Here is a 24,319-nt window from a genome sequence, read left to right as displayed (position 1 = left end):
CCAGCCGCAGGCGGATATCCGTGGGCCGGTGAGACTGAAGTCACCGAAACATGCCGCTCGCCCTCCTTCCCGGGCAGTCGGGGCCTAGGGTGCCAACAGAAGACCATTCCACCAGCTCAGCGCCCATACAGCGGCGCGATCGTTTTTCGAGAGGTAACCACGCGATGCCCGACGCAGCAGCCACCTCACCCGACCACGTCGGCGCAGCCGCACCGCTCGGGATCGCCGTCGGCACCGTTATCGAGGTGCGCGACGAGGACTGGCTGGTCCGTAGCATCAGCGAGCCTAGGGAAGGCGAGTACCTGATCAAGGCGACCGGTGCCTCCGACCTGGTCCGAGGGCACGAGGCCCGATTCCTTACCTCCCTGGACCAGCCCCGGGTACTGCGTCCTGAGGACACCCGGCTGGTGCCCGATACCTCGAAGGAGTTTCGGCGCAGCCGCCTCTTCCTGGAGGCAGTCATGCGCAGGACGCCCCTGCCACAGTCCGAGAAGGGCTTGGCGCTGACCGATGGATTCCTGCTCGACCGCATGGACTACCAGCTGCGCCCCGCTGAGAAGGCCCTGGCCAACCCGCTTCGGCCACGTTTGCTGATCGGCGACGTGGTGGGGCTCGGCAAGACCCTGGAGATCGGGGTGCTGCTCGGTGAGCTGGTGCGGCGTGGGCGTGGTGAGCGGATCCTCGTGGTCACGCCAGCTCCGGTGTTGGAGCAGTTCCAGCACGAGATGTGGACACGGTTCGCGCTTCCGCTGGTGCGGCTCGACAGCGTTGGCATCGCCCGCATCGAGCGGCGTGTCCCGGCGGGGCGCAACCCCTTCACCTACTACAAGCGCGTGATCGTCTCCATGGACACGATCAAGAATCCGAAGCGCTACAAGCCATGGCTGGAGAACGTCCACTGGGACGCAGTCATCATTGACGAGTCGCACAACCTCATCGGGGAGAGCAGCGACCGCCGGGCGTTGGCAAACCTCCTGGCGGACCGCACCGACGCGCTGATCCTGGCCAGCGCCACGCCCCACAACGGCAAGATGCGGTCCTTCGCCGGCCTCGTCCGGCTGCTCGATCCGATGGCCATCAAGGACGTGAACGACCCCCAGCCGGACGAACTGAGGCACCTCTACATCCGCCGCACCAAGACCAGCCGCGAGGTCTCGCAGGTACTCGCAACGAAGACCGAGGTGCGGGACGGGAAGACCGTCGAGGTGGTGAAGTGGGCGCCCAGGGGAGGCTCGTACCCGGTGGAGCGGAATGCGACGGATCTGGAGGAGCAGGTCTTCGCCGAGCTCGCTTCGTTCTGGCTGCGACGCCCCGGTGAGCGTGGCGGAGAAGGAACGGAGTCGCGCAGCGACGAAAACAGACTGTTTCCGTATGTGCTGTTGAAATCGTTCCTGTCTTCGCACCGTGCGCTGTTCGCGACTGCACGGGAACGACTGGGGAAGCTGGGCCACCAGCTGCCGCATGACCATAAGCACGTCACCGACCCGCCGCTCGTGGACCCGCCGGCGTCCACCCCGGAGGTGGCCTCCCTGCTGCGCCTGGCCGATCTGGCCCGTGACATCGAGCAGGCCGTCAGTACCAAGGGACAGCATGGGGCGGCGAAACTCGCCGGGCTGGTGAAGGAGTTGCGCGAGATCGGCGTCAGGTCTGGCAGCGGGACAAGGGCGGTGGTGTTCTCCGAGCGCCGCGAGACCCTCGATTGGCTCGGGGTGATCCTTCCATCGTTGCTCGGCTGGAAGACGGACGAGAGCGGCAGGACCGCGGTCAAGGTTCTGCACAGCCTTGTGTCGGACACCGAGCAGCAGGAGTACGTGGACGAGTTCGCTCGGGCCGGCAGTGATGTGCGGCTGCTGTTGACCGGTGACGGGGCGTCCGAGGGCGTGAACTTGCACCGCCAGTGCCACCACCTGATCCATTGGGACCTGCCGTGGAGCTTGATCCGGGTCGAACAGCGCAACGGCCGCATTGACCGCTATGGACAACAGCACCCGCCGGAGTTCCGCGCGATGATCCTCGCTTCCAGCGTTGAGGGTGCGCTGGACGACCGGGATGTCGCGCAGCGGGTTCTTGACCGTGAGGCGGTGGTTCACCAGGTGCTCGGCACGGTGGAGGCTGTCAGTCAGGAACATGATGCCGACAAGGAAGAGAAGCGGCTGATGGAGTCGCTCCTTGCCGGCCGCCGCCCCCAGGACGCGGTTCGCGACCTGGAGGCCCACACGGCCTCTCAGGATGGCGAACCGCTAGTCGAGCAGGCGCTGATGGCCGAGTACGACGATGGCCCGATCGGGATGGACTTCCTCGACATGCTTGACGCCGGAGGCGAAGCCGAACCTGAGGAAGCGCCGGCGGACGACCTCCCCGCTCCGCCGGTCCTGGCAGAGGAACTGCGTCTCTTCTCCACCCGGCGCGACTACGTCCTGGCTGGGCTCGATGAGCTCGAGGACCTGGAATCGTTCCGGCTGAAGACTGTCGTCGAGGGTAACGACCTGAGCTTCGACACTCCCGAGGACCTGGCCGACCGCCTATCCGTTCTACCCGACTCCTACCGCCGCGATCAGGGCATCGACCGGCGCCTGAATCTCACCTTCGACGCTGCGGACGCCGCCGACTCGTTGCGCCGTGCCCGCGAGGACTCCCATTCCAATTCCCTGTGGCCGGACTCCCACTACGTCGGTGAGCTGCACCCGGTCCTGGAGTGGATCACCGACAAGGTGCTGGTCCAGATTGGCCGCCAGAGTGCCCCGGTACTGCAGGTGGACGCCAAGAGGGTGCCGGAGCCGGTCTTCCTGACCCAGGGACTGTGGTCCAACTCGGAAGGGCGCCCAACTGTGGTCGCCTGGCTCGCCGTCGACCTGCTGGCACAGGACCATCCACGAATCCGCCCGTTGACGCGCGAACTTCTCGCCGAGCTCGGCGTTGGGCCCGGCATGGACGACCACTTTGCTCCGGGTGATCGCGATGCGCTTACCGAGCTGCTCCCGGCGGCCGTCGCCGCAACCCGCCGTGAGCTGCACGAGCTGCGCAAACTCAGCGACGAGCTGGTGGATGCCCCGCTGCACGAGTACGAGAAGAAGATCGGGCGCTGGCAGCAGACCCTGCCTGGGCTCGGCGCCCTCACGCGTAGCGCACGCGACGAGACAGCTGAGCTGCTGCGTAAGCGCGCCGAACGGCTCAGGACCGCAGGCAAGCCGATGGTGCGCGTCCTGGCCGTCCTGGAGCCCAGCGCATGAGCGCCAACGATGTTATGAGTAACCGCGGTAGCGGGCAGGAGGAACAGGCGTGACGTACGACTCCCTGGTCAACGAGGGCGAGTACTTCCCCGCCTTCTACCTCGACGAGATCCTGCCCACGCAGCTCAAGAACGGTCCCCTCAAGCAGTGGACCGCCAAGGAACGCGCGGGGGAGGACACCCCACGGCAGGGCCTGCGCAACCTGTCGGCGCCCTACCTCACCGCTCGCGCCGCACTTCGCGACGCTGCGGGCAAGTTCAACGCCACCGAGGACGTGTTTGCGGTCGCCGTCCAGCAGGCCGGCGCCGAGGTGCTGAAGTCGCAGCGATCCCTGGAACACGACGAACTGGCCGCCGCCGTCGCGCACGCGAACCGCAAGTCCGGCGCCGCCTGGGCGGGCGACAGCAGCCCCGAGGGTGAATGGCGTACGGCCCTGGCTGGATGGCACGACCGGCTCCTGCGTGCCCTGGGCTACAACCCTGCTCCCGGCCTGCGCATCGTCCACAGTCCAGCCGGGGTGGTGGCAGTGCCCGTCGCCCTCAGCGAGGACCAACTCGTTGTACTCACTGGCGGCTTCGCCACTTCCGTGGATCAGGTGCGCGGTGGCGGAGAGGATGGAAGCGGCGGGGCGGCGGGCCGACTGCCCGCCCCGGTCCGCGTCGGCTCCGGCAAGACCCTGACGACCGTCACCGACCTCGCCGCCTGGCTGCTCAGCGCGGACAATCCGCCGCGCTATGCCTTGCTGCTCTTCGGCGGTGTGATGGTCCTCGCCGACCGGGAGCACTTCGCCCGGGGCCGGTACCTCGCTGTCAGCCTTGACGTCGCGCTGCCCCGCAAGGGTGCCAAGGGCGCCAACGCCGGGGAGCTCGACGTCATCGCCGCGCTCTTCGGAGCAGACTCCTTGCGTCCCAAGGAGGACGGCAAAGAGGACGACATCGCCCGCTTCGTCGCGGAATCCCGTGATCACTCGGTCGGTGTCACCGGCGACCTGCGCAAGGGTCTGCAGGCTTCGGTCCAGCTCATCGCCAACGAGGTGCTGACCCTCGTCCGGGAGCAGAAGGTACGGGTCGAGGACCTTGCCGCGTGGCTGCCCGACGTCCTCAAGGAGCCTGGCGACCTGCCCAAGCTGCTGACGACGGAGTCGCTCCGGTACCTGTACCGGATCCTGTTCCTGTTGTACGCGGAGGCCCGGCCGGAGCTCGATATCCTGCCGATGAAGAGCGAGGAGTACGTCACCGGATACAGCGTCAGCCGCCTGCGGGAACTGGTGATCCCGGAGAAGTTGACGGACAGCCGGGCCCGGCGCGGACACCACTTCCACGACTCGCTGGCGCTGCTCTTCGACAAGGTCTTCACAGGCCATCCCGTAGCCGAGACCGTCTCCACGCGTGACGCGTTGGATATGGGGGAAGCGGCGGAAATCAGCGGTGACGACGGGCAGGAGGGCGTGCGGATCGAGGCGCTGCGCTCGCGGTTGTTCGACCCCATGTCGATAAGGCTCGTCGGGCAGAAGCTCTCCGCGCCCAGCCGCGGCGCCGGCAATGGCCCTGAGATGCTGGACCTGCGGTTGCGCAATGATGTCCTGCACAAGGTGCTGCGCCACCTCACCCTGATCGAGGGCAAGGGCCGATACGGCAGGGGCGGCTTCATTTCCTACGCCAACCTGAGCATCAATCACCTCGGTGCCGTGTACGAGGGCCTGATGTCCTACACCGGGTTCATCATGGACGAGGTGAAGTACGAGGTCGCCAAGGACGGCGACCCGGAGGCTGGGTCCTGGCTGATCACGGGCAGTCAGGTCGCCTCCGGACGCTACCCGGACACGCCGGGCGACAGCGTCTTCGTGAAGCGGACGGTCAACAAGGAGACCCGCGAGGAGGAGTCCGCGACGTACCCGGTGGGTACGTATGTCTACCGGCTCGCGGGCCGCGACCGGCAGACCAGCGCCTCGTACTACACGCCCGAGTCCCTGACCCAGGCCACCGTCGAGCAGGCCCTGCGGTTCCGACTAGACCCGGAGGGAAAGGTCGACCCGAAGGAGCCGGAGAAGGCATGGGTGAACGCGGCGGACGTGCTGCGTTGGCGGGTGTGCGAGCCGGCGCTGGGGTCGGGCGCGTTCCTCAACGAGGCGGTGAACCAGCTCGCCGAGCTATACCTGCGCCTGGCCGAGCGCGAGCGGGGAGTGCAGATCGACCCCGAGGAGTACCAGCGGGAGTTCCAGAAGGCCAAGGCGTACATCGCCCTGCACAACGCCTACGGGGTTGACCTCAACGACACGGCGGTGGAGCTGGCGGAGATCTCGCTGTGGCTCAACACCATGTACCCGGGGATGAAGGCCCCCTGGTACGGGCTGCACCTGCACCGGGGCAATTCGCTCATCGGCGCGTCACGGAAGGTGTATCCGGGAAACGCCCTGCATGAGGGCGGATGGCTCAGGAGTAAGGGACAGGCCGCGCCGAAGGAGGTACCGCTTGGGCAGCCACTGCCCGGGCAGGCGGTGCACCAGTTCCTGCTGCCTGCGCTGGGGTGGGGGTCGGTGGTCGACGACGTGTCGGTGCGCAAGCCGAAGAAGGGCGCGGCCGACCAGACCGAGACGAGTGTGGTGGCCGGGGTCGAGGCCGAGTGGCTCGAACCCGAGATCATCGAGGCGATGACGAAATGGCGGGCGAGGCTTCGCCGCGCGCCGAAGGGTGGGGGCGCGGCGAAGAAAGCTGCGGTAGCGCGGAAGGCGGCGCCTGCGACCGTCACGGCTGACGTGGCGCTGCCGTTCGAGGACGAGCACGGGCAGGGGGCACTGGACCTTGGCTTCGATACGTGGCAGCAGGGCGCCCTGGACCTCAGCGGGTCGGCGAGCGGCGGGCGGGGGATGGCCGCGGCCAAGCGCGTCCAGCGGACAGAGGTACGGCAGGAGGAGAGCGAGCAGAGCGCGCAGGTCGGCCGACTGATGGCGCTTGCCCAGCGGGTCGAGTACCTCTGGCGGCTGGTCGTCAAGCGGCTGCAGCTGTCGGAACAGGAGATCGCTCGCACGGTGGGTGTGTGGGGCGCGAGTGCCGACGTGCTCGCGAAGACGCGTGTCGCTGCCGGTGGACTGGCCATGGACCGCGACGCGGTGCTGGCGGCACTGCACGCCGAGGGCAGTCCGTATTGGCGGCTGCGGCAGGTCATGGACGCCTGGTGCGCGCTGTGGTTCTGGCCGCTGGAGGAGGTCGGGCTGCTCAACGGCACCGACCGTGCGCGGTACTTCAAGGGCGACATCGATCTGACGAAGATCAAGAAGGGCTACCCGGGACGCAAGACCGCACTGAAGTCCCTGGACGATTGGATCGAGTTCGCCGAAGCCGTGGTGGGGCGGGTGGACGTCGACTCGGGGAAGCAGAAGGTGTCGTTCTTCGAGGTCGCCGAGGTTACCGATCTGGAACAGCTGGACGAGGCGGAACGGAACCTCGACGCGCAGATGATCGACGCCACGGCGTGGGAGGAACCCTATGACCTGGGCGACCTATTCCCTTGGTATGGGACGGCGTACCGGATCGCGCGCGAGCGCGGCTTCTTCCACTGGGAGTTGGAGTTCGCGCACGTATTCGCGGACGGCGGATTCGACCTCATGGTCGGGAACCCGCCGTGGGTCCGTCAGGAGTGGGACGAGGACGGCGTACTGGCGGAGTTCGAGCCGTGGTTCAAGCTGGCCGAAAAGCCCGGGATCAAGCAGAGAGCCGATCTGAAGGAAGGCATCCTCAATCATCCAGGGAAGCGCTCGACCTACCTAGATGAACTAGCCTGTGTGGCGGCAATCTCCAGCTTCCTGTCTGCACCAGACACGTATCCCGAGCTTGCGGGGACGCGCCCGGACATGTATCGGGCGTTCATGCTTCAGGTGTGGTGTGCGATCGGCGAACGAGGTGTTGCGGGACTTCTGCACCCTTCCACTCACTTGACTGGGGCGAAGGAGGGCGCGCTGCGATGGGCGGCTTACAGGCATCTGAGATTCCATGCCGACTTCACGAACGAGCTGCTGCTCTTTGCCAACCCAGTGGGCAACAGCAGTCACTTCAGCATTAACGTATACGGCGGCGCGCAGGAAATTCGATTCCAGCACATGAGCTGGCTGCTGCATCCGCAAGTGCTGCTCCGTTCCACTCGCCACGATGGGACTGGCCCGCTCCCGGGCATCAAACACGATGGCGCATGGGATCTGCGCCCTCACCGGGAACGCATCATCACGGTGACCCCCGCAACTTTGTCGGACTGGCTCGACTTGGCCGGTGAGGAAGTACCGCCGCCTGCCTCGGAAGCGAAGCTACTGTTCCCGGTTACAAGTGCAGAGGAGTCAGCTATTGCCGCCCTGGCTAAGTGGCCGCATCGGCTCCGGTCTCTCAATCCGCGCATCAGTTCTGGCTTCAACGAGAAGACGGATCGGACGGCGGGCTACTTCACCTGGGATCCGGGCGCCGTTGAGAGTTGGAACGAGGTGATCCTGCAGGCACCGACGATCACGATTGCTACGCCGTATGGGAAGCAACCGCCTCCGGGCGGCTCGAAGAGCATGCGGGACTACGGCTCGTGGGACCACGTCAACCTTGCTACCGATGCCGTTCCGCGAACTAACTACCGGCCAGCCGGCGGGGCCTCTCGGTTCGTTGCGGCCCAGGAGCGGTGGGTTGACTATGGCCGGTTTGATCAACTTCAGGCCGATGCGGCTGCGGTGGCGGCAGCCGAGTCCGATGTGATCGCGACCCATCCTGATCTCGATGCGGAGGATCGGCGGACTCTTGCGACTGCGCTGCTGCGTGAAGCTAGCAAGCGTCCGTACTCCGAGTTTGTTCGTGTCGGTTGGAGACGTCGGATCCCCTTGAACACTGAACGCAGTCTCGTCTCGGCCCTCGTACCTTCCGGGCCAGTACATGTCGACCTGGTCAACACGATGTCTGCCTCCAGCCTCCGAGGCACGGTCCTGGCCGCTGGCTTCATGGCGGCGTTGCCACTCGACTACTACATTCGCGTGACCGGTCTGCGCGACCTCCGGATCAACCAGGCCAAGACGCTGCCAGGCCCGACAGACGGGCATCCGTTGGCCGAGACCCTACTACTGCGTACTCTGCGCCTCAATTGTCAGACGAGTGCGTTCGCTTCGTTGTGGCGTGAGCTCTATACAGACTCATGGCATCAGGACACCTGGGCAGCCTCTTGGCCGGGGCTTGGGGATCTGGCATGCAACGTCACCCCTGACTGGACTGCCACCACACCATTGCGTAGTGAACGTGAACGCCGGGCTGCCCTCGTTGAACTCGATGCCCTGGTGTCTGTCTGGCTTGGTATCGGTGCCGACGAACTGGTCGCGATGTATCGCTCACGGTTCCCTGTACTAGTCCCGCGTGAGGACAACATGTGGTTCGACGCCGCAGGCCGCCGAATCGCGGAGGACTCCGAGGTCCACGGCTATGGCCAGCCCAAGGACGCCTGGAAGCAGCTCAGCTCCCACCCGGACTTCCCGTTCGCGGCGAACGTCCCCACCGGCTACGCCAGCCCTCTCTACCGCGCCAATCGCGAGGTGGAGATGCGCGCCGCGCACGCCGAGTTCACCAACCGCATGCACGCCGCAGGCTGGGTCCCGGGAGGGTCGAAGCCTGGCCTGTCAGTGGCAGCCAATACGTTCGAGTCGAGCGATGGACTCCGGGAATCTGGAACATCGTCATCCGAACACTCGGACATCACGGGGGGCGGTTCCGCGTCATGAGGCCCACACTTGCTGCGCAGGCGCTGCGCGATACGACCGTTGAGTATCTGACCACGACGTTCGCGCTGGCCGAGCCGGATACCCAGGACGCGCTGACGGAGCTCCTCACCGACCCCGCCGACGGACTGTTCCGTGGCCCGTACCTGCGTATCCGCCGTCCCTTCCGCTCGGCTGACGCGGGCTGGCAGGAGCACTTGGACTGGTGGCAGGACGGCTTCTGGCCGTACGCGCATCAGGCGGAGGCGTTCGCGCGGCTGACGACCAAGGGCGGCCACATCCCCTCGCCGACCCTGGTGACCACCGGCACCGGCTCGGGTAAGACGGAGTCGTTCCTCATTCCCGTCCTGGACCACTGCCGCCGTGCTCGGCAGCAGGGCCGGGCCGGGATCAAGGCGATCCTGCTCTACCCGATGAACGCCCTGGCCGGCGACCAGGCGGACCGGATCGGCGATCTGCTGGAGGACCCGCGTCTGGCGGAGGTCACCGCAGGGCTCTACATCGGTGAGGCGGGCGCCTCGCGTGCCGCCTCACCGTACAAGCGAGTCATGGTGGACCGGCAGGAGATTCGGCGCAATCCGCCGGACGTCCTGATCACCAACTACAAGATGTTGGACCTGCTGTTGCAGCGTCAGCATGACGCCCCGCTGTGGCTCGACGCGGACCTCGCCTACATCGTGATCGACGAGTTCCACACCTACGACGGCGCCCAGGGCACGGACGTGGCGATGCTGCTGCGACGACTGGCCGCTGCTGTGGGAGCCTCCGAGCCTGGGCGCCCGCTGGGCGGGATCTGCCCGGTTGCGACGTCGGCAACCCTGGGCGAGACCCCAGCCGCCGCGAAGCCGGCTTCACCCGAGACGGGAACCGTTTTGCCCAGCGGTGTCACGTCGGCCCGTCCGATGCTGGACGTCGCCTCGCAGGTCTTCGGTGTGCGCTTCCCCGACGATTCAGTAGTGGGGGAGGACCGTCGTGATCTCAACTCCTTCCTTTCCCCGCTCGACCTGACGCTTCCTCATCCGACTGCTGCCGCCCTGGCCGCGCTCCCCGACCCCGCTCGCGCGCCGCACGCGCTGGACCGGATCGCCGAGGCCGTCGTCGGCTGCGATACCACCGACCCGCGTGAGCTGGGCAGCCGCCTGCTGAAGCATCCACTGGTCCATGCCTTGCTGCGCGCTGACGTTGACGCTCCATTGACGTCCGCCGAAGCTCTCGCCGCGTTCGATCCCACCTCTGCCTGGCGTACCACCGCTGCCCAGGACCCGACCACGGCTGCCGCCGCGCTGGCCCGCCTGATCGCGCTCATCTCGGTCGCCCGCGACCCGTCCGCGCCGGCCGACCGCGAGCGCCCGCTGCTGCTGGTCGAGACGCATCTGTGGGTGCGTGCGCTTTCCCGCGTGCTGCGGTTCGTCGCACCCGAGCCGGTGTTCTCCTGGTCGGACGCCGACCAGGCCGCGATCACCAGCCAAAGTGCCCGGCCGCAGCGAAGCCAGAGCCAAGCCACCCGCGCAGGTCGTCTGCCGTCCGTGTACTGCCGCGACTGCGGCCGCTCCGGGTGGGCGGCGATCTCCCCGGAGCGCAATCCCGCCGCGCTGATCAGTGATCCCGACGAGATCTACCGGCGCAGCGCCGCGGGTGGTCCGATCAAGGCACGGGTGCGAGCGTTGGTGTCCGCGACGCCGGCCGAGGCAGCTGAGCAGGCACGAGCCATCCTGCAGCAGCGAGAGCGCCGGGGACGCAGAGCGGCCAGCCATGACGCAACCGTCCTGGTCCTGGAGAATACCGGCGAGGCGCTGCGCCGCATCGACCCGGACGAGGTTCTGCTGGACGGCGGGCTGATCGCGACCGCGCCGGAGAACGGCGTCTACGTCCTCGCCTGGTACGACAACCCCGAGGCCGACGACTACTCGAAGAACGAACGCTGCCCGGCCTGCGGCCAGGCGCAGGGCATCCGCTTCCTGGGTGCCGGTGTCGCTCCGCTGGCCTCTGTGGTCGTGACGCAGTTGTTCACCGGTGGTGAGCTGCCCAGTAAGGACGCGAAGGGGCAAGATCGCCGTCGAACTTTGATCTTCAACGACTCGGTGCAGGATGCCGCGCACCGGGCCGGGTTCGTGGCGAGCCGGGCCTGGAAGTTCTCACTGCGCTCCTTGATCCACGAGCAGTTGCGGTGGCGCGCGCTGGACACCGACGACTTCCGCGAAAACGGCCTTCCGCTCAACGAGTTGATCGCTTCACTGGTGAGTCGCGCCGCCGTGCCGGAGGAGAACCTGCTGGCATCCGTCGTCCCGCCGGATCTGCATGACGTGGACCGAGTGGCACGGCTGCTGGACAAGAAGAAGCGCATCCCCGCCAGCACCTGGACGTTGGTCGGTGAGCGCTTGGCGTTCAACACCCTTCTGGAGTTCGGACTGTACTCCCGGATGGGTCGCACTCTTGAACTCACTCGGACCGTCGCCGCCGAGGTCTACGTCAAGGACCCGGCTCGGGCGGCGAAGACCGCCGAGGCGCTTTTCCAGGTGCATCTGGACCGCCGCCAGGTCCTGGACGGGATCGACGACCCGGCCGCTGCGGCGATGAAGCACCCGCTGCCGTCGGCCGGGATCGACCGCGACCGCCGCTTCGAAGGCTACGTACGTGGCCTGCTGGAGCATCTGCGGCAGAGCGGTGGCATCCAGCATGCCTGGCTGCACACCTACGTCGACGAGGAGGGCCGCACCCGCTACCCCATCTGGACCGGCCGCCCCGAGGGCATGCCTGCCTTCGGACGCGGCTCTGACGCGCCGTCGTTCCTGCTGGTGGGTTCCCACTCGGGGCGCACCGACTTCGAGCGGGCCGACTCCAAAGACAGCTGGTACGCCGACTTCACCCACCGCTGCCTCGGACTCGACCACAGCGAGGCTGCCGCCTACCTGGCCGACCTGGTACCGCGGCTGGCCGGAACGGACCTCGAAGCGCTCGCGCACCGGCGCACTGGCGAGGGGCGTTCGGGCGGCCAGAACCACGACCATGGGGTGTACGGGCTGACGGCTGGTCATGTCCGGGTGCGTCCGCTGGACGACACCCAGACCGCCAAGGCCGCTGTGACCTGCCCCGAGTGCGGGTGGACGCAGACCGTCCATCCGGACCGGGTTCCGGTGTGGCAGGGGCTGCCCTGTCCCCTGAAGCGCTGCGAGGGCGCGCTGGTGATGCCCTCGTCCAGCGCGGAGGGGCGCGCAGCGCGGGACTTCCGTTCCGACTACTACCGTCGCCTGTACCGGGAATCCGAGCCGTACAGCGTGGTCGCCGCCGAGCACACTGGTGTGTTGACCCGCAAGGAGCGCGAAGCCGTCGAGAAGGGCTTCCGGCAGGGCAACGGCCGCCACACCGACCCCAACGTGCTGTCCTGCACCCCGACCTTGGAACTCGGGATCGACATCGGCCAGTTGGAGGCGGTCATCCTCGCCTCCCTGCCGTCGTCCACCGCAGGATACGTCCAGCGGGTGGGCCGGGCCGGGCGTTCGACGGGCAACGCGCTGATGGTGAGCATCGCAGACACCAGCCCGCGCGCCCTCTACCACCTCGCCGATCCGCGCCAGCTCATTGCCGGGCGCATCCTGCCCCCTGGGTGTTTCCTCTCCGCGGTGGAGCTGCTGCGCCGCCAGTACACCGCCCACCTGGTCGACCTCACGGCCCGGGGCCGAATCGAGGGCGCCCTGCCGTTGCCCGACCGGGTCACCGCGCTGTTCGGCCGCAACGGCTGGCTCAAGACCTTCGGCAAGGCGGTGGCCGGGCGGATGGACCTGGTCGAGGAGTTCCTCTGCCTCTTCCCCGACATCGACGGTGTCCTTGACGCCGGCGTGTCCCGCGACGCCCGCAAGGCCCTGCGCCGCTATGCCGAGGCCGGCCTGCAGGTCGAGCTCACGAAGGCCGAGGATGCCTGGGAAGCCGAGCGCACCGAACTGCTGGACCGCCGCGCGATGATCAACGAGGCAGCCGACAAGCTCCAGGAGAACGTCGAGGACGAGGCCCGCGAGAAGCGCAACCTGGAACGCGAAGCCGCAGGCGTCAGCCGCCGTCTGGACGAGCTCGGCCAGGCCAGCGCACAGAGCTTCCTGGTAGAGCAGGGCCTGTTGCCCAACTACAGCCTCGTCGAGAACAGCGTGTGCCTGGAGGCCACGCTCAGCCACAAGGAGCCCGCCCGTAAGCAACGGGACTCCGACGCCGAAGACGATCAGGCGACCTCGAAAGCCCGGTGGCGCACCGATCTGCGCCCCTATAAGCGCCCCGCCGAGGCCGCGCTCACCGAACTCGCGCCCGGCAACGCCTACTACGTACGCGGCTACCGGCACGAGATCGACGGCTTCGACCTCGGCCCGCGCTCCCGTCGCTCCGAGAGCGGCACCTCGGAAGGCGTACAGATCTGGCGGGTATGCCAGGACTGTGGATATGTGCGAACCCGCGACGCCGAGAGCAACACCTCCGCGTGCCCGCGTTGCACCGGTACCGGCATCGGCGGGCGGGCAGCCCTGCAGGCCGTGATCGTGCCCCGCAAGGTCACCTCCCGGGACAAGCGCGACGACGCCCGGATCATCGACGACCACGACAGCCGCCGCAGCGGCGTCTACACCATCGCGACCGCCGTCGACGTCGACCCCGCCGCGATCAAGGAGACCTGGCGGCACACCAAGGCCACCTTCGGTGTGGACCACGTCCGCGAGGCCGTCATCCGGCGCTTCAACCTCGGGCCGGCCAAGTATGGGCGCCGACCCGACACCGCGTTTGCCGGGCAACCTGTCACGGTCACGGGCTTCACCGTGTGCCCGATGTGCGGAGGAGCGACCGAGCGCGAGCCAGGCAATGCGCCTGTTCAGGAAGTTCTCAGCGAATCCTTGGCCGGACGCCCTGACCTGGCCCACCATCGCCCCTGGTGCCCCACCCGCAGCCGCAGCCACCCTCAGCAGCCCGACGACCGGCGCGTCATCACTGCCACCGAGCACCGCACCGAGGCCCTGCGTATCTTGCTGCCTGCCGCCACCCTCCAAGTCCAGGAACGCCTGGCCTCCTTCTCCGCTGCCCTGCATCTGGGCATCGGCCTGCGCTACGGCGGCGACCCCGCCCACATCCGCTCCACGACCAGCACCGAACCCGACCGCGACACCGACCTGACCCGCCACTACCTCGTCCTGTACGACGCCCTCGCCGGAGGCACCGGCTACCTGCAGCGCTTGGCCGACGCTGACGGCGAGGAATTCCGAGCTGTCCTCGCCGCCGCCCAGCAGGCCCTGCGCACGTGCCCCTGTGTGGAGGGGCAACGCCGCGCCTGCCATCTGTGCCTGCTCGGCCATGCCCCCCAGCGCGACTACCGACTGCTGGACCGCCAGGAAGCTCTGTGGATGCTCGACGAGCTCCTCGGCCCTGACGGCCACAGCCGCTGGAGCGTCCGGAAGGAAGGGACTGGCGAAGCACGGCAGCGGTTCGCCAACCAGGCTGAGAGTGACCTGGAACGCCGCTTCATCGAAGCCCTCGACCGCTGGCTCGCAGATCCTGACAACCACGCCGTCCCGAGCCACGACGAGACACCAACCGGACGCGCTGGCAAGCAGTTCACGCTGCACCGAGGCGACCCGGCGGGCCCGTCCGTCCGCTGGGAGCTCGTAGCCCAGAAGTACTTGCCCGAGCACGCCACACGCCCCGACCTGTTGCTGCGCCCGGTGGCCGGCGACACGACGGGCGACGGAGCCCCGCCGCTAGCGGCCGCGATCTACCTCGACGGCTACCGCTGGCACGCCTCCTCGAAGACAAACCGCATCGCGGACGACGCCGCGAAGCGCGCCCGACTGCGCGCGGACGGCACCTTGGTGTGGCAGATCACCTGGGATGACGTCATGGCCTGGGAACAGAGCCTCCGCGGCGCGACGAAGCCCCGCCCCGACGACGTCGACGCCCCCGTCAACCCCCTTGCCGCAGTGATCGCCGGGCCTGCCGCCGACGCCGCCTGGCCTCCGTACGACACCACGAGCGACGCCAGCCCTGGTGGCAAGGTCCGCGCGCAGTGGCGCAAGGCGAGGCGCGACCCACTCGAGCTCGACGAACTGGTCTACGCCGGAGCCCTCCCCTCACTCCTGGGATTCCTGCGGAACCCTGACCTGGCACGTTGGCAGGACCTCGCCGTCCACGCCGTGGGCGGGCTCCTGTACGGGGTCCGCCCCGGCGACGCGGTGGACTCCCAGCCCGCCGCGGCCACGCCCTGGATAGAGGCCGCGCTGCGAGACGAGACCCGGCCACCCGTCACCGGCAACGGCCTCAAACTGATCGCGGTCCGCGACGCCTCCGGTCTCCCGCTCACCTTGATCGCGGACCGGTCGAAGGGACTGCGCTGGAGCGGCCTGGCCGTCCTGGATGACCGCACCCAGGCGGTGGACGGCGATCGCGCCGAACACCGCCGCCGCTGGAAGGCATGGCTCTGCTGGGGCAACCTGCTGCAGTTCCTCGACCCGATCGGCACCGGACGCGCTGACGGCTTGCAACTCGCCCGCTCCGGCCTCGACGCCTTCGACGCCGGACTGCTGGCTGCGGTATCCAGCGCCGCAGCTGCGGACAAGGCCACCGGGCTACTGGCCGCGTTGCGCGACGACAACCCCGGCACCGGTCTGACCTTCGCACCTCCGGCCGAGCCCGAACCTGGACCGGTGGCCGCCGACCAGACACAAACCGAGCTGGAACGTGCCTTGTGGCAGATCGTCCTCAAGGAACTGTCCTACACGGGCGACCCCGACGTCGGCGCCCTTGCACGCCTGCTCGCCGATCGCAAGGGAGCCCCGGTAGCCCGGGCAGGCCTGGACATCGTCGGCGTTGAGCGGCCCATCGAGCTCGCCTGGCCCGATCACAGGATCGGCGTAGTCCTGGCCGAGGACGCCGACGACCACGCCTACATGGACCAGTGCCGCAGCGCGGGCTGGCACGTGCGTGCACCGGGCGACTGGACGATCGACGAACTCCTCACCCTGCTCAGCGAGCCGACCGGGCCCACCCCCACGTCCGGAGGTGGACGGTGAACAAGATCAGCACCCAGGTCACCGTCTCACCCCAGGCCCACCAGGACATCCGCCGGCTGGGACGCGACGCCAAGGACGCCCTCGGCGACTTCGTTCGCCGACTACGCGCCGACCGCACCAACCGTGCGCTGGGCCTGCTCCCGTTGCGCGCGGCCGGCGACAATGGCCAGCTGTGCACGGCTGTGCTCGACAGCACCCGCATGGCGCTGCTCCTGGAGACCGAGGAGAACCGCCTCACTGTTCTCGCCCTGCGCGAAGGCCCCCTTGCGCACGACGAGCTCACGCGCCTGACCGTCGACATCAACCCGGTCTCCGGCGGCATCGAGCTCGTTGACCAGGCCGAGGTAAGTGCCAACGTCGTCGCCCTGCCCGAACGCACCGAGCCAGCGGCGGCTCAAGAGCCGGACTCGCCGTCGCAGCCGACCCTGAATCTGCCGGTACAACTCTTCGCCCGCTTCGACGACGCCACGCTCACCAGCCTCGGCGTCATCGCCTCCCTGCTTCCCGCACTTCGCAAGCTCACGGACGCACATCAGCTCGACGCCCTGCTCGCTCACAATCTTCCTGAGCTCACCAAGGACGTCCTGCTCGCCCTTCACGGCGGCATGGACCCCGACAACGTGCGCCAGCACATCACCAGCCAGTGGAAGGCCGACGAGCAGGTCGACCCCCACGACTGGGCCCAGGCAGCCCGTCGCCCTGTCTCCCAGGTCAGCACCGAGGACGCCGCCGTCCTCGACGCGCTCGGCTCCAGCTTCGACGCCTGGCGGCTGTTCCTGCACCCCGAACAGCAGCGCTTGGCCACCGCTACCTTCAAGGGGTCGGCAAAGGTCACTGGAGGCCCCGGCACCGGCAAGACCGTCGTCGCCCTGCACCGTGTGCGCCACCTCGTCGACCAACTACAACCGGGCCACACCCGCCCTGTTCTGCTGACCACTTACAACACCAACCTCGCCGCCGACCTACGGCACCGCCTCCAGCTCCTCGGCGGCCCCGAACTGCTGCGGCGCGTCGACGTCAAGTCCGTCGACCAGCTCGCCCGCGAGGTCGTCGAGGAGCAGCCGAGCGTGCGCCTGGGGCGGCCGATCGACGACGAGACGGCACTGAACCTGTGGCACACCGTGTGCACCGAGGCAGGCGAGTATGAGTTCGACGTGGAGTTCCTCGACTCGGAGTGGAAGCACGTCATCCTCGCCCAGGGCTGCGGCACCTGCGCGCAGTACATGCGCGCCCCACGCAAGGGGCGCGGCCAATTCCAGCGCTCCCAGCGCGCACGCGTCTGGGCCCTGGTCGAGGCGTACCAGACCAAGCTCGCCGAACCGCCGCTCCAGACCACCTACGCGCAGATCGCCGACCAGGCCGCCCGCACAGAGGAACACCGGATGTCCCGCGTCGAGGCCCAGACACAGTACAAGGAGGAACACGGCGGCCTGGACCTCGTCCACCGCGAGGCCGGCAGCGGAATGTGGCTCAAGCCCCGTTACCAGCACATTGTTATCGACGAGGCCCAGGACCTCTCCTCCTCCCACTGGCGCATGCTGCGGGCCATGGTCCGGCCCGGATCGAACGACATCTTCCTCGTCGGCGACGCCCACCAGCGCATCTACTCCCACCAGGTAGTCCTGGGCCAGCTCGGCATCAAGACCCCAGGCCGCGCCTCACGCCGCCTGACGCTGAACTACCGCACCACGCGCCAGATCCTCGGCAGCGCCCACGGCCTGATCACCGGCGAGACCTTCGACGACCTCGACGATGGCATCGACACCCTCGACGGCTACCGCTCGGTGCTCTCCGGCCTAGCCCCGCAGCTCTACCGGGCACCCGATTGGCAGACTGAGATGCGGACCGTGGCCACCCTCATCAAGGAACGCCACGACCAGCACGGCACTCCGTACGAGGCGATGGCCATCAGCGTCCCCGATGGCGCTTCGGCAACTCAGATAGCACTGATCCTTGCGCATCCGCCGTTCTCCATCCCGGCCACGCAACTGGGCAAGGACGGCCCACGAAGCTCTGAGGGCGTGCGGATCGGAACTATGCACCGCTTCAAGGGCCTCGAATTCCAGCGGGTGTTCCTCACCAGCGTCAGCGACGGACAGGTACCGCACCAGCGGATCGAGACCCATCGCCTGAGCAACCCCCAGCGTTACCGTCAAGAAGAGCAGCGTGCCCGATCGCTCCTCTTCGTTGCCGCCACCCGCGCTCGCGACGAGCTTGTCATTACCTGGAACGGCAAGGCCAGTCGATTCCTCCCCAGGGACGCCGCCCAGCAGGCCGTCAGCACCACTGACCTGCTCACAGACGACGGGCCGCCCTCAGGTTCCGCTGCTGCCTAAACCCCGAGGCGATGTCGATCCTATTCTCACTGAGGACAGCGCCCGCGCTGGGATCCCGTCGGATTCCAGCGCGGGGTGGATTCGTGAGAGCTTCCAGGTAACCGCACGCTCCGGTGTCATCGCCACCGTGGCCCCGAACTCGCGGCGTGTTCACCCATGAACAAAGCTGATGAGTTCCGCCGGTAGCTCCAAGAGTCCATGGGGGAGGTGATCTCTCAATCCTGCCTCTTCCGAACCTCCGTCGAGAACCAGGTGAGGGCGTCTCGAAAGCGTTCGAGGCCTACGCCGCTCAGGACGTCGATCGGGAAACTGGGACGACGGCGGATGATTTCCCCGGCATCCACGTTCAGATGTACGCCTGGTACTGCGTTGATACGGTCGAGTAGCCCTATCAGAAGCTCGGGCCGAGTGAACGGCTCTCGGCGACTGAGATGCTCGAACACCACCTCGACCCGACCGGAGCGGGGGTAGACCGCGACTGGCCAGATCTCGCCCTGGGCGCCACCGCCCTTACGAAGCATCGGGAAACAGCTCGTCTCCTCGGTCGATCCATAGCTCAACCAGCCATCGTCCGCCTCCCAAGCGGACAGAATCGTGAGCACCCCGTCTGCGACGTCAGGCTGATGCTCAATCAGCAGGGACCGGAATCGGGCAGGGCGACCGGCAGCCGCGCCTCGATCTGTGGTCGAGGACGTCGTGGAAGGTACCGCCGCTTCGGGCGCCTCCATCCCCGCGAGCCCCGCCAGGTCCACCGGATACAGCCTCTGAGCGAGGTCCGCCCGGGCGCCTTGGAAGCGAACTCCTTCGCGTTCGAGCAACTCCCGCTGCGTCTCGGTGCGTCCGTCGAGCCAAGCGAACTCTGGGGAGGGGACACCGGATGCGGTCAGAACCCGGTGTGGATTCGGAATGCCTCGCCGTGTGGCCAGATACGTACCCAGCGGGCGGGGATGGGTACCGATGACTGCGGCAACGTCCCCATACGTCGTCCAATGCCCGGTGGGCATTCCCGCCAGGATCTGCCGGAGCAGGGCCCATTCGCTGCGTTCGTCGGTCTCCTCGAAGCCGGCAGGTAGGGGACCAGCCCAGAGTACCGCGGCACGGTTGGCAAGGCGCTCGGCTCTGGCGAGGATCTCGGCCTTGCCCCAGCGATCGGCTGCCGCGATCTCACGATTCATACGCAGGGAACTGGAATCGAGGATCTGCTGCTTGCGCTGGAACAGGTGATTCGAGAGTCGCCCGTTCTCGCCAGTCAGAGTGAGGTTACCCAGAGTGTGCAGGAGAAGCTCGTGCAGTTCCTCGGGACCTTCCTCGTCGGTGACCTCCTCCGCGAGCAGCTTGAGCCATTCAGGCGTCGGAGTCTGCGGCAGGATGTGCTCGACGGTGAGGCGGGCGCGCTCGAAGTCGACCGGTTCCGCTGCCGCGTAGCTTTCCTCAAGGCGTCGCAGGACGGAGAACCTCTGCTCGTGCTTTCCGCGCCAGTAGAACGGCTGGGTACGCACGGCGTCCCGCAGCTGGGTATCGGTCGGCCAGTAGCGGCGCGGTCCCGAGAGGTACCGGTGGACGGCTTCGGCCAGCGGTCGGTCCAGCTCGAGCTCGGAAGGAGCCGCGGCGAGCACGCGGTTGAGGTTGTTGGTCCGGACATAGCAGATCATGCGCCGTACAAGGAAGCTCTCGACATAGGAGAGCGCCTGGACGGCCTCCTCAGGCTCGACCGCGCCCTGCTCGACCCGATCGAGGATGTGGAGAGCCAGAGGGTAGTGGACCTCGCTGCCCCACTCGTGCAGTCGCGTTAGCACCTCGCGGAGACCCGGGTGAGCCTCGCGGCCTGGTTCGGTGATGCGCAGTAGAACTGAACCCAGGCGGCGAAGCCGGGAGACCTCGTCCCGAAGGGCCGGCTCACCGCCGGAGGCAACCACGGCCGAGAGGCGGCGCTGCTGCAGTACGTAGACCTCGCTCTGCTTCGCCCTGCTGTCCCCACGCAGGATCAGGTCCAACCACGCCAGGGACACCATCCGGTCGGGCCCGAGCTCCGTCTGCATTGGCAGCCACAGTTTCTCGTAGACCTCGTTGCTCAGCCTGGGCAGATTCATGAACACGTAGTTGCGCAGTAGGTCCGCTTGGGTCAGCGGGACGCCGGTGTTGTTGAGCGACTCGAAGATCCGGTAGACGTTGTCGCGGGGACCGGCGGTGATGCTGACCAAGGACAGCCGGTGCCTTAGCGCCAGGTCGATGAACCGGACAACCTCCCAGTCGCCGACGGGGTCGTGCTCGGCCAGCGCCGCGCGGAAGAAGCGATAGGCCGCACCGACGTTGTCCTCCCCACCTGCCGTCGCCTGTCCGTCGACGCACGCCAGGAAGGGAGGGCGGTCGGCCTGCGTCGGCAGGAGCCGGTACCGGTCCAGTCCGGTGAAGTCCTCCTCGTTGACGAGGAAGCGGCGGTGAATGAGTTCCGCCTTCGGAGCGTCGAAAATGCGGACGTGATCGCGGAGGGCGCACGCGAGCAACATCAACGTGGTCAGCCGCTGCTGGCCGTCGATGACGACCCATTGCTGCACCGTGTCCGGAATTGGCGGCCGGGGAGCCAAGACCAAGGACCCGAGGAAATGCCGCACCGGCTCCTCGTTGTCCGGGGCAGCGATCCCGGGGCGCGGAACGGCCAGGTCCGTAGCCTGTTCGATCAGGTCGCTCCAGAGGCGCTGGTGATCGTCTCGGGTCCAACTGTAGGTGCGCTGGTACAGCGGGATCTGGAACTGGTTGTCGCCCTGAATCAGGCGCTGGAACGTGGTCTCCCTGGCATCCATGACGTGCTGGCCCCTCTCCAACCGTGCCCGTGTCCGCCCCTGGCGCGGACACGGAGTGGTCCCTCAATACAGCCCTGCGCTCCCGGCCGTGGCCCGCGGGGACATGGTGGGGGAGAGCATCTGATCGACACCGTACCTGTAGCCCACGACAAGGCGAGTCAACCAGGGAGTTTGCCGTAGATGTCATGGCAGGTAGTGGGCCTCGCCTGCCAATCCCTAACGCTGTTCTTCGCCCGACTGCTGAGCCTGAATCCACCGCGGTGATTCGGGAGTGATCACGTCCGGGGTCCGGCCGGGGCGACTGAGCGGAGGGCGTGGGACGTCCGCTGGTCTGCCAGCTCTTCCACGTCTGCTCCGGTCGGGCCCTGTCGGGCGGGGGGTCGGGTGAACTTGCTCCGCTTTGACGGACACCGTTGGTGTGGTGGTCAGGCCGCCAGGGCGGTCTCGTATTCGGCGGGACTGCGGTAGCCGAGGCTGCTGTGCAGTCTGCGTATGTTGTACCAGGCTTCGATCCACTCGAAGATCGCGGTCCGTGTTGCGGCCTTGGTGGGCCAGGGGTGGTCGCCGAGCAGCTCCCGCTTGAGGGTGGCGAAGAAGGACTCGGCGAGGGCGTTGTCCCAGCACTGGCCGGTGCGGCCGACCGACAGCTGAACGCCGAACTCGGCTGCCAGGTCAGCGAATTCACGGCTGGTGTATTGGCAGCCGCGATCGGAGTGGAAGATCACCGGACCAGTCAGGCGGCGAGTGTGGCAGGCGGCCCGTAGGGCGTCGGCGACCAGTTTGGTGCGCAGGTGGTCGGCGGTGGCCCACGACGACGCGGCGGGAGGCGATGTCGATGACGGTGGCCAGGTAGAGCCAGCCCTCGTCGGTGGGGATGTAGGTGATGTCGCCGCACCAGCGCGCGTCGAGGGCTGCCGGGTGGGGCTGGAAGTCGCGTAGGACCAGGTCCGGGCGGGTGGCGGCGTGGGGGTCGGGGATCGTGGTGCGCTGGCGCCGTCTTCGGTGCCAGCCTTCGAGGCCGGCCTGGCGCATCAGGCGTGCGACCCTTCGGCGGCGGCAGGTGGTGCCCTGGCGGTGCAGGGCGGCGTGGACGCGCGGGGCGCCGTAGGTGCCGCGGGAGGTCTCATGGACCTTGGTGATCTTCTCGGTGAGCTCCGCGTCGCGCACGGCGCGGGGGCCGGGGGTCTCGGTGCGGCGGGCGTAGAAGGCGACTCGGGAGACCTGGAGCAGTTCACACGCCCGTTTGACGTTGTGGCCTACCTGCTTCTCCGCCTCGATGAACGGGTGCACCGTCACCGGGTCTCCGTCGCGAAGAAAGCCGTGGCCCGGCGGAGGATGTCCACGTCCTCGCGCAGGCGGCGGTTCTCCCGCCGCAGCCTCGCCAGCTCCTCGCGCTCGTCGCTGGTCAGGCCGTCGCGATCACCGGCGTCGACCTCGGCCTGTCTCACCCAGTCGCGCACCGCGGTCTCGGTCAGGTCGAAGTCCTTGGCGACCTGGCCGACCGAGCGGTCACCGCGTCGGCACAGCTCAACGATCTCGGTCTTGAACTCCGGCGTGAACGAGCGGCGAGGGCGTGGCTTCTTCTTCCCCAAGCTCTCCATGATGGACATCATCCTTACCGGGGCCGAAGCCCCTGATCAGGGGTGTCCGTCAAGGCGAATCAAGCCCAGCCATGCCGTGTACCTGTTCAGCGGCCATCGTTGCCGCAGTGGACTCAGGCTCGGCGTTGGCCGCGACGGCGAGCAAGAACTCCACAGGCAGCTGGGAGCCGTCGGTGGCCATGGCCTGCCTCCTTCCCCCAAAAGCGAATAGTCGCACCCATCCTGCTCCATGGCTCCGACACTCGAGGCAGCCGGGCCACGGCGGACGAACCGAAGCACAGATCGGTAGTTCCGATTGATGCACGGCAGCCCGCTCGCCGGTTGCGTGCTCGGCGGTCTGGCCGGCGGCCGACCGGAGATCCCCTACCCGCCGATCACGCCGCCTTCCCGAAGCCGTGATCGGCAGGGGAACCGTGCTGACCAACGACTCCGACGTCCGCTCGGTCGAGTGCGGCGGAGAGGGCCTTGACGGCGTCGGCGGCGGAGTCCTTGAGGAGGTGGCCGTAGAGATCGGCGGTGATGGCGAGGTTGGCGTGCTGCAGGGTCTTGGAGACGATGGCGAGGGAGATGCCTGCGGCGATCATGATGCTGGCGGCGGTGTGGCTCAGGTCGTGTAGGCCAATGACGGGGAGGCCGAGTTCGGCGGTGCGCTTGCGGGGCTGGTCCAGCAGCCACTGCGGGCGGAGCGGCGAGCCGTCTAGGCGGGCGAAGACGAGTCCTTCGAAGCGGCCGTCGGGGTGGGCCGCCATCTGGAGGTCGGCCTGGCGGTGGAGGGCAGCCATGGCTCTGGGGGCGAGGCTGATCCAGGCACGGCTGGCCTCGGTCTTGGGCTCGCCGAGGTGGATCTTCCCGTTGTTCACGGTGGTCAGTGTCCAGCGGACGTAGAGCTGGCGGTCCATGAGGTGCACATCGGACCAGTGAAGGGCGAGGATCTCGCCGCGGCGCATGCCGGTGCCGAGCATGACCTCGAAGAGGTCGGTGAGCCGGTCGGCGTAGTGCTCGGCGTTGTGCCGCAGGAACGCCGCGGCCTCATCGGGGGTCCAGCAGACGCGCTCGGCGGCGCGGGGTTTGGCTGGAACGCAGTGCTCAGCCGGGTTGTAGCGCGGCCGCCACGTCCGCACCGCGTGGTTCAGGGCGTTGCGGAGTATGGCCACCGGGTGGTGCACGGTGGTGCGCCTGCGGCCGGCGGCGAGCTGCGTGCTCACCCAGGCGTCGATGTGCTTGGGCCGCAGGTCGACGAGCAGCATGCCGCCGAACGCCGGGACCAGGTCACGCTCGATGCACACCCGGTAGCCCGCCCAGGTGTTCGGGGCAAGCGCCAGCCGCTTCGACTCCAGCCACTCGTACAGGAACAGCCCGACGCGCAGCGTGCGGTCCTCGTACACGCCCCGGTACTCGGCATCCAGCACCCGCGCCATCTCCCTCGCGGCCTCCGCCCGGCTGGCGAACCCACCCCGCCGCCGAGTCTGGCGCTTGCCGTCCAGCGGCGTCCCCTCTCTGTCAGCCTTGGGTGAGACATCCCGCTTTGTCGGGTTAGCCTGAGAGGGCCCGAGTAGGAGTTCCACCCCTGATGACCAGCACCAATC

At 67.8% G+C, this 24,319-nt stretch carries 10 protein-coding genes; 4 read left to right on the top strand and 6 right to left on the bottom strand.

Translation table 11 applies throughout. The features are described 5' to 3' along the window. Window positions 1-164: 164 nt before the first annotated feature. Genes ACFWPI_RS16615 through ACFWPI_RS16600 form a run of 4 tightly spaced genes read left to right on the top strand, consistent with a single transcriptional unit; the run spans window position 165 to window position 18,331 of the window. The gene (locus tag ACFWPI_RS16615; RefSeq protein ID WP_380371625.1) at window positions 165-3,230 is read left to right on the top strand and encodes a helicase-related protein; all 3,066 of its coding nucleotides are present in this window, start codon (window positions 165-167) and stop codon (window positions 3,228-3,230) included. A gap of 49 nt (window positions 3,231-3,279) precedes the next feature. Next, a complete protein-coding gene (locus ACFWPI_RS16610) occupies window positions 3,280-8,964 on the top strand; it encodes an Eco57I restriction-modification methylase domain-containing protein (protein ID WP_380371623.1) in 5,685 nt (1,894 codons plus the stop codon). Then, the gene (locus ACFWPI_RS16605; RefSeq protein WP_380371620.1) at window positions 8,961-15,995 is read left to right on the top strand and encodes a DEAD/DEAH box helicase; all 7,035 of its coding nucleotides are present in this window, start codon (window positions 8,961-8,963) and stop codon (window positions 15,993-15,995) included. The genes ACFWPI_RS16610 and ACFWPI_RS16605 overlap by 4 nt, the downstream gene beginning before the upstream one ends. Beyond that, window positions 15,992-18,331, top strand: a complete 2,340-nt coding sequence (locus ACFWPI_RS16600; RefSeq protein WP_380371618.1) for a UvrD-helicase domain-containing protein — start codon at window positions 15,992-15,994, stop codon at window positions 18,329-18,331. The genes ACFWPI_RS16605 and ACFWPI_RS16600 overlap by 4 nt, the downstream gene beginning before the upstream one ends. A 215-nt stretch (window positions 18,332-18,546) precedes the next feature. On the opposite strand, the gene ACFWPI_RS16595 is transcribed toward ACFWPI_RS16600, so the two are convergent. The 6 genes from ACFWPI_RS16595 to xerC form a co-directional block, all read right to left on the bottom strand. Next, window positions 18,547-21,132 (bottom strand): DUF262 domain-containing protein, encoded by a 2,586-nt coding sequence (locus ACFWPI_RS16595; protein WP_380371615.1) that lies wholly within the window; start codon window positions 21,130-21,132, stop codon window positions 18,547-18,549. Window positions 21,133-21,557: 425 nt separating this feature from the next. Further along, a complete protein-coding gene (locus ACFWPI_RS16590; protein ID WP_380371751.1) occupies window positions 21,558-21,911 on the bottom strand; it encodes a transposase in 354 nt (117 codons plus the stop codon). After that, window positions 21,814-22,428 (bottom strand): IS3 family transposase, encoded by a 615-nt coding sequence (locus ACFWPI_RS16585; protein WP_380371613.1) that lies wholly within the window; start codon window positions 22,426-22,428, stop codon window positions 21,814-21,816. Before ACFWPI_RS16585 ends, ACFWPI_RS16590 begins: the two co-directional genes overlap by 98 nt. Beyond that, a complete protein-coding gene (locus tag ACFWPI_RS16580; protein ID WP_380371611.1) occupies window positions 22,425-22,733 on the bottom strand; it encodes a transposase in 309 nt (102 codons plus the stop codon). The genes ACFWPI_RS16585 and ACFWPI_RS16580 overlap by 4 nt, the downstream gene beginning before the upstream one ends. 49 nt (window positions 22,734-22,782) lie before the next feature. After that, the gene (locus ACFWPI_RS16575; RefSeq protein WP_380371608.1) at window positions 22,783-22,914 is read right to left on the bottom strand and encodes a hypothetical protein; all 132 of its coding nucleotides are present in this window, start codon (window positions 22,912-22,914) and stop codon (window positions 22,783-22,785) included. A gap of 193 nt (window positions 22,915-23,107) precedes the next feature. After that, window positions 23,108-24,142 (bottom strand): tyrosine recombinase XerC, encoded by a 1,035-nt coding sequence (gene xerC, locus ACFWPI_RS16570; protein WP_380371605.1) that lies wholly within the window; start codon window positions 24,140-24,142, stop codon window positions 23,108-23,110. Window positions 24,143-24,319 lie beyond the last annotated feature (177 nt).

This window comes from Kitasatospora sp. NPDC058492, assembly GCF_042720685.1.
Taxonomy (GTDB): Bacteria; Actinomycetota; Actinomycetes; order Streptomycetales; family Streptomycetaceae; genus Kitasatospora.
This window is presented reverse-complemented; position numbering and strand designations above follow the sequence as displayed.

Coding starts and splice junctions, on each gene's coding strand:
- ACFWPI_RS16615 (WP_380371625.1), top strand. CDS start 165: ATGCCCGACGCAGCAGCCACCTCACCCGACCACGTCGGCGCAGCCGCA.
- ACFWPI_RS16605 (WP_380371620.1), top strand. CDS start 8,961: ATGAGGCCCACACTTGCTGCGCAGGCGCTGCGCGATACGACCGTTGAG.
- ACFWPI_RS16595 (WP_380371615.1), bottom strand. CDS start 21,132: ATGGATGCCAGGGAGACCACGTTCCAGCGCCTGATTCAGGGCGACAAC.
- ACFWPI_RS16580 (WP_380371611.1), bottom strand. CDS start 22,733: ATGGAGAGCTTGGGGAAGAAGAAGCCACGCCCTCGCCGCTCGTTCACG.
- ACFWPI_RS16575 (WP_380371608.1), bottom strand. CDS start 22,914: ATGGCCACCGACGGCTCCCAGCTGCCTGTGGAGTTCTTGCTCGCCGTC.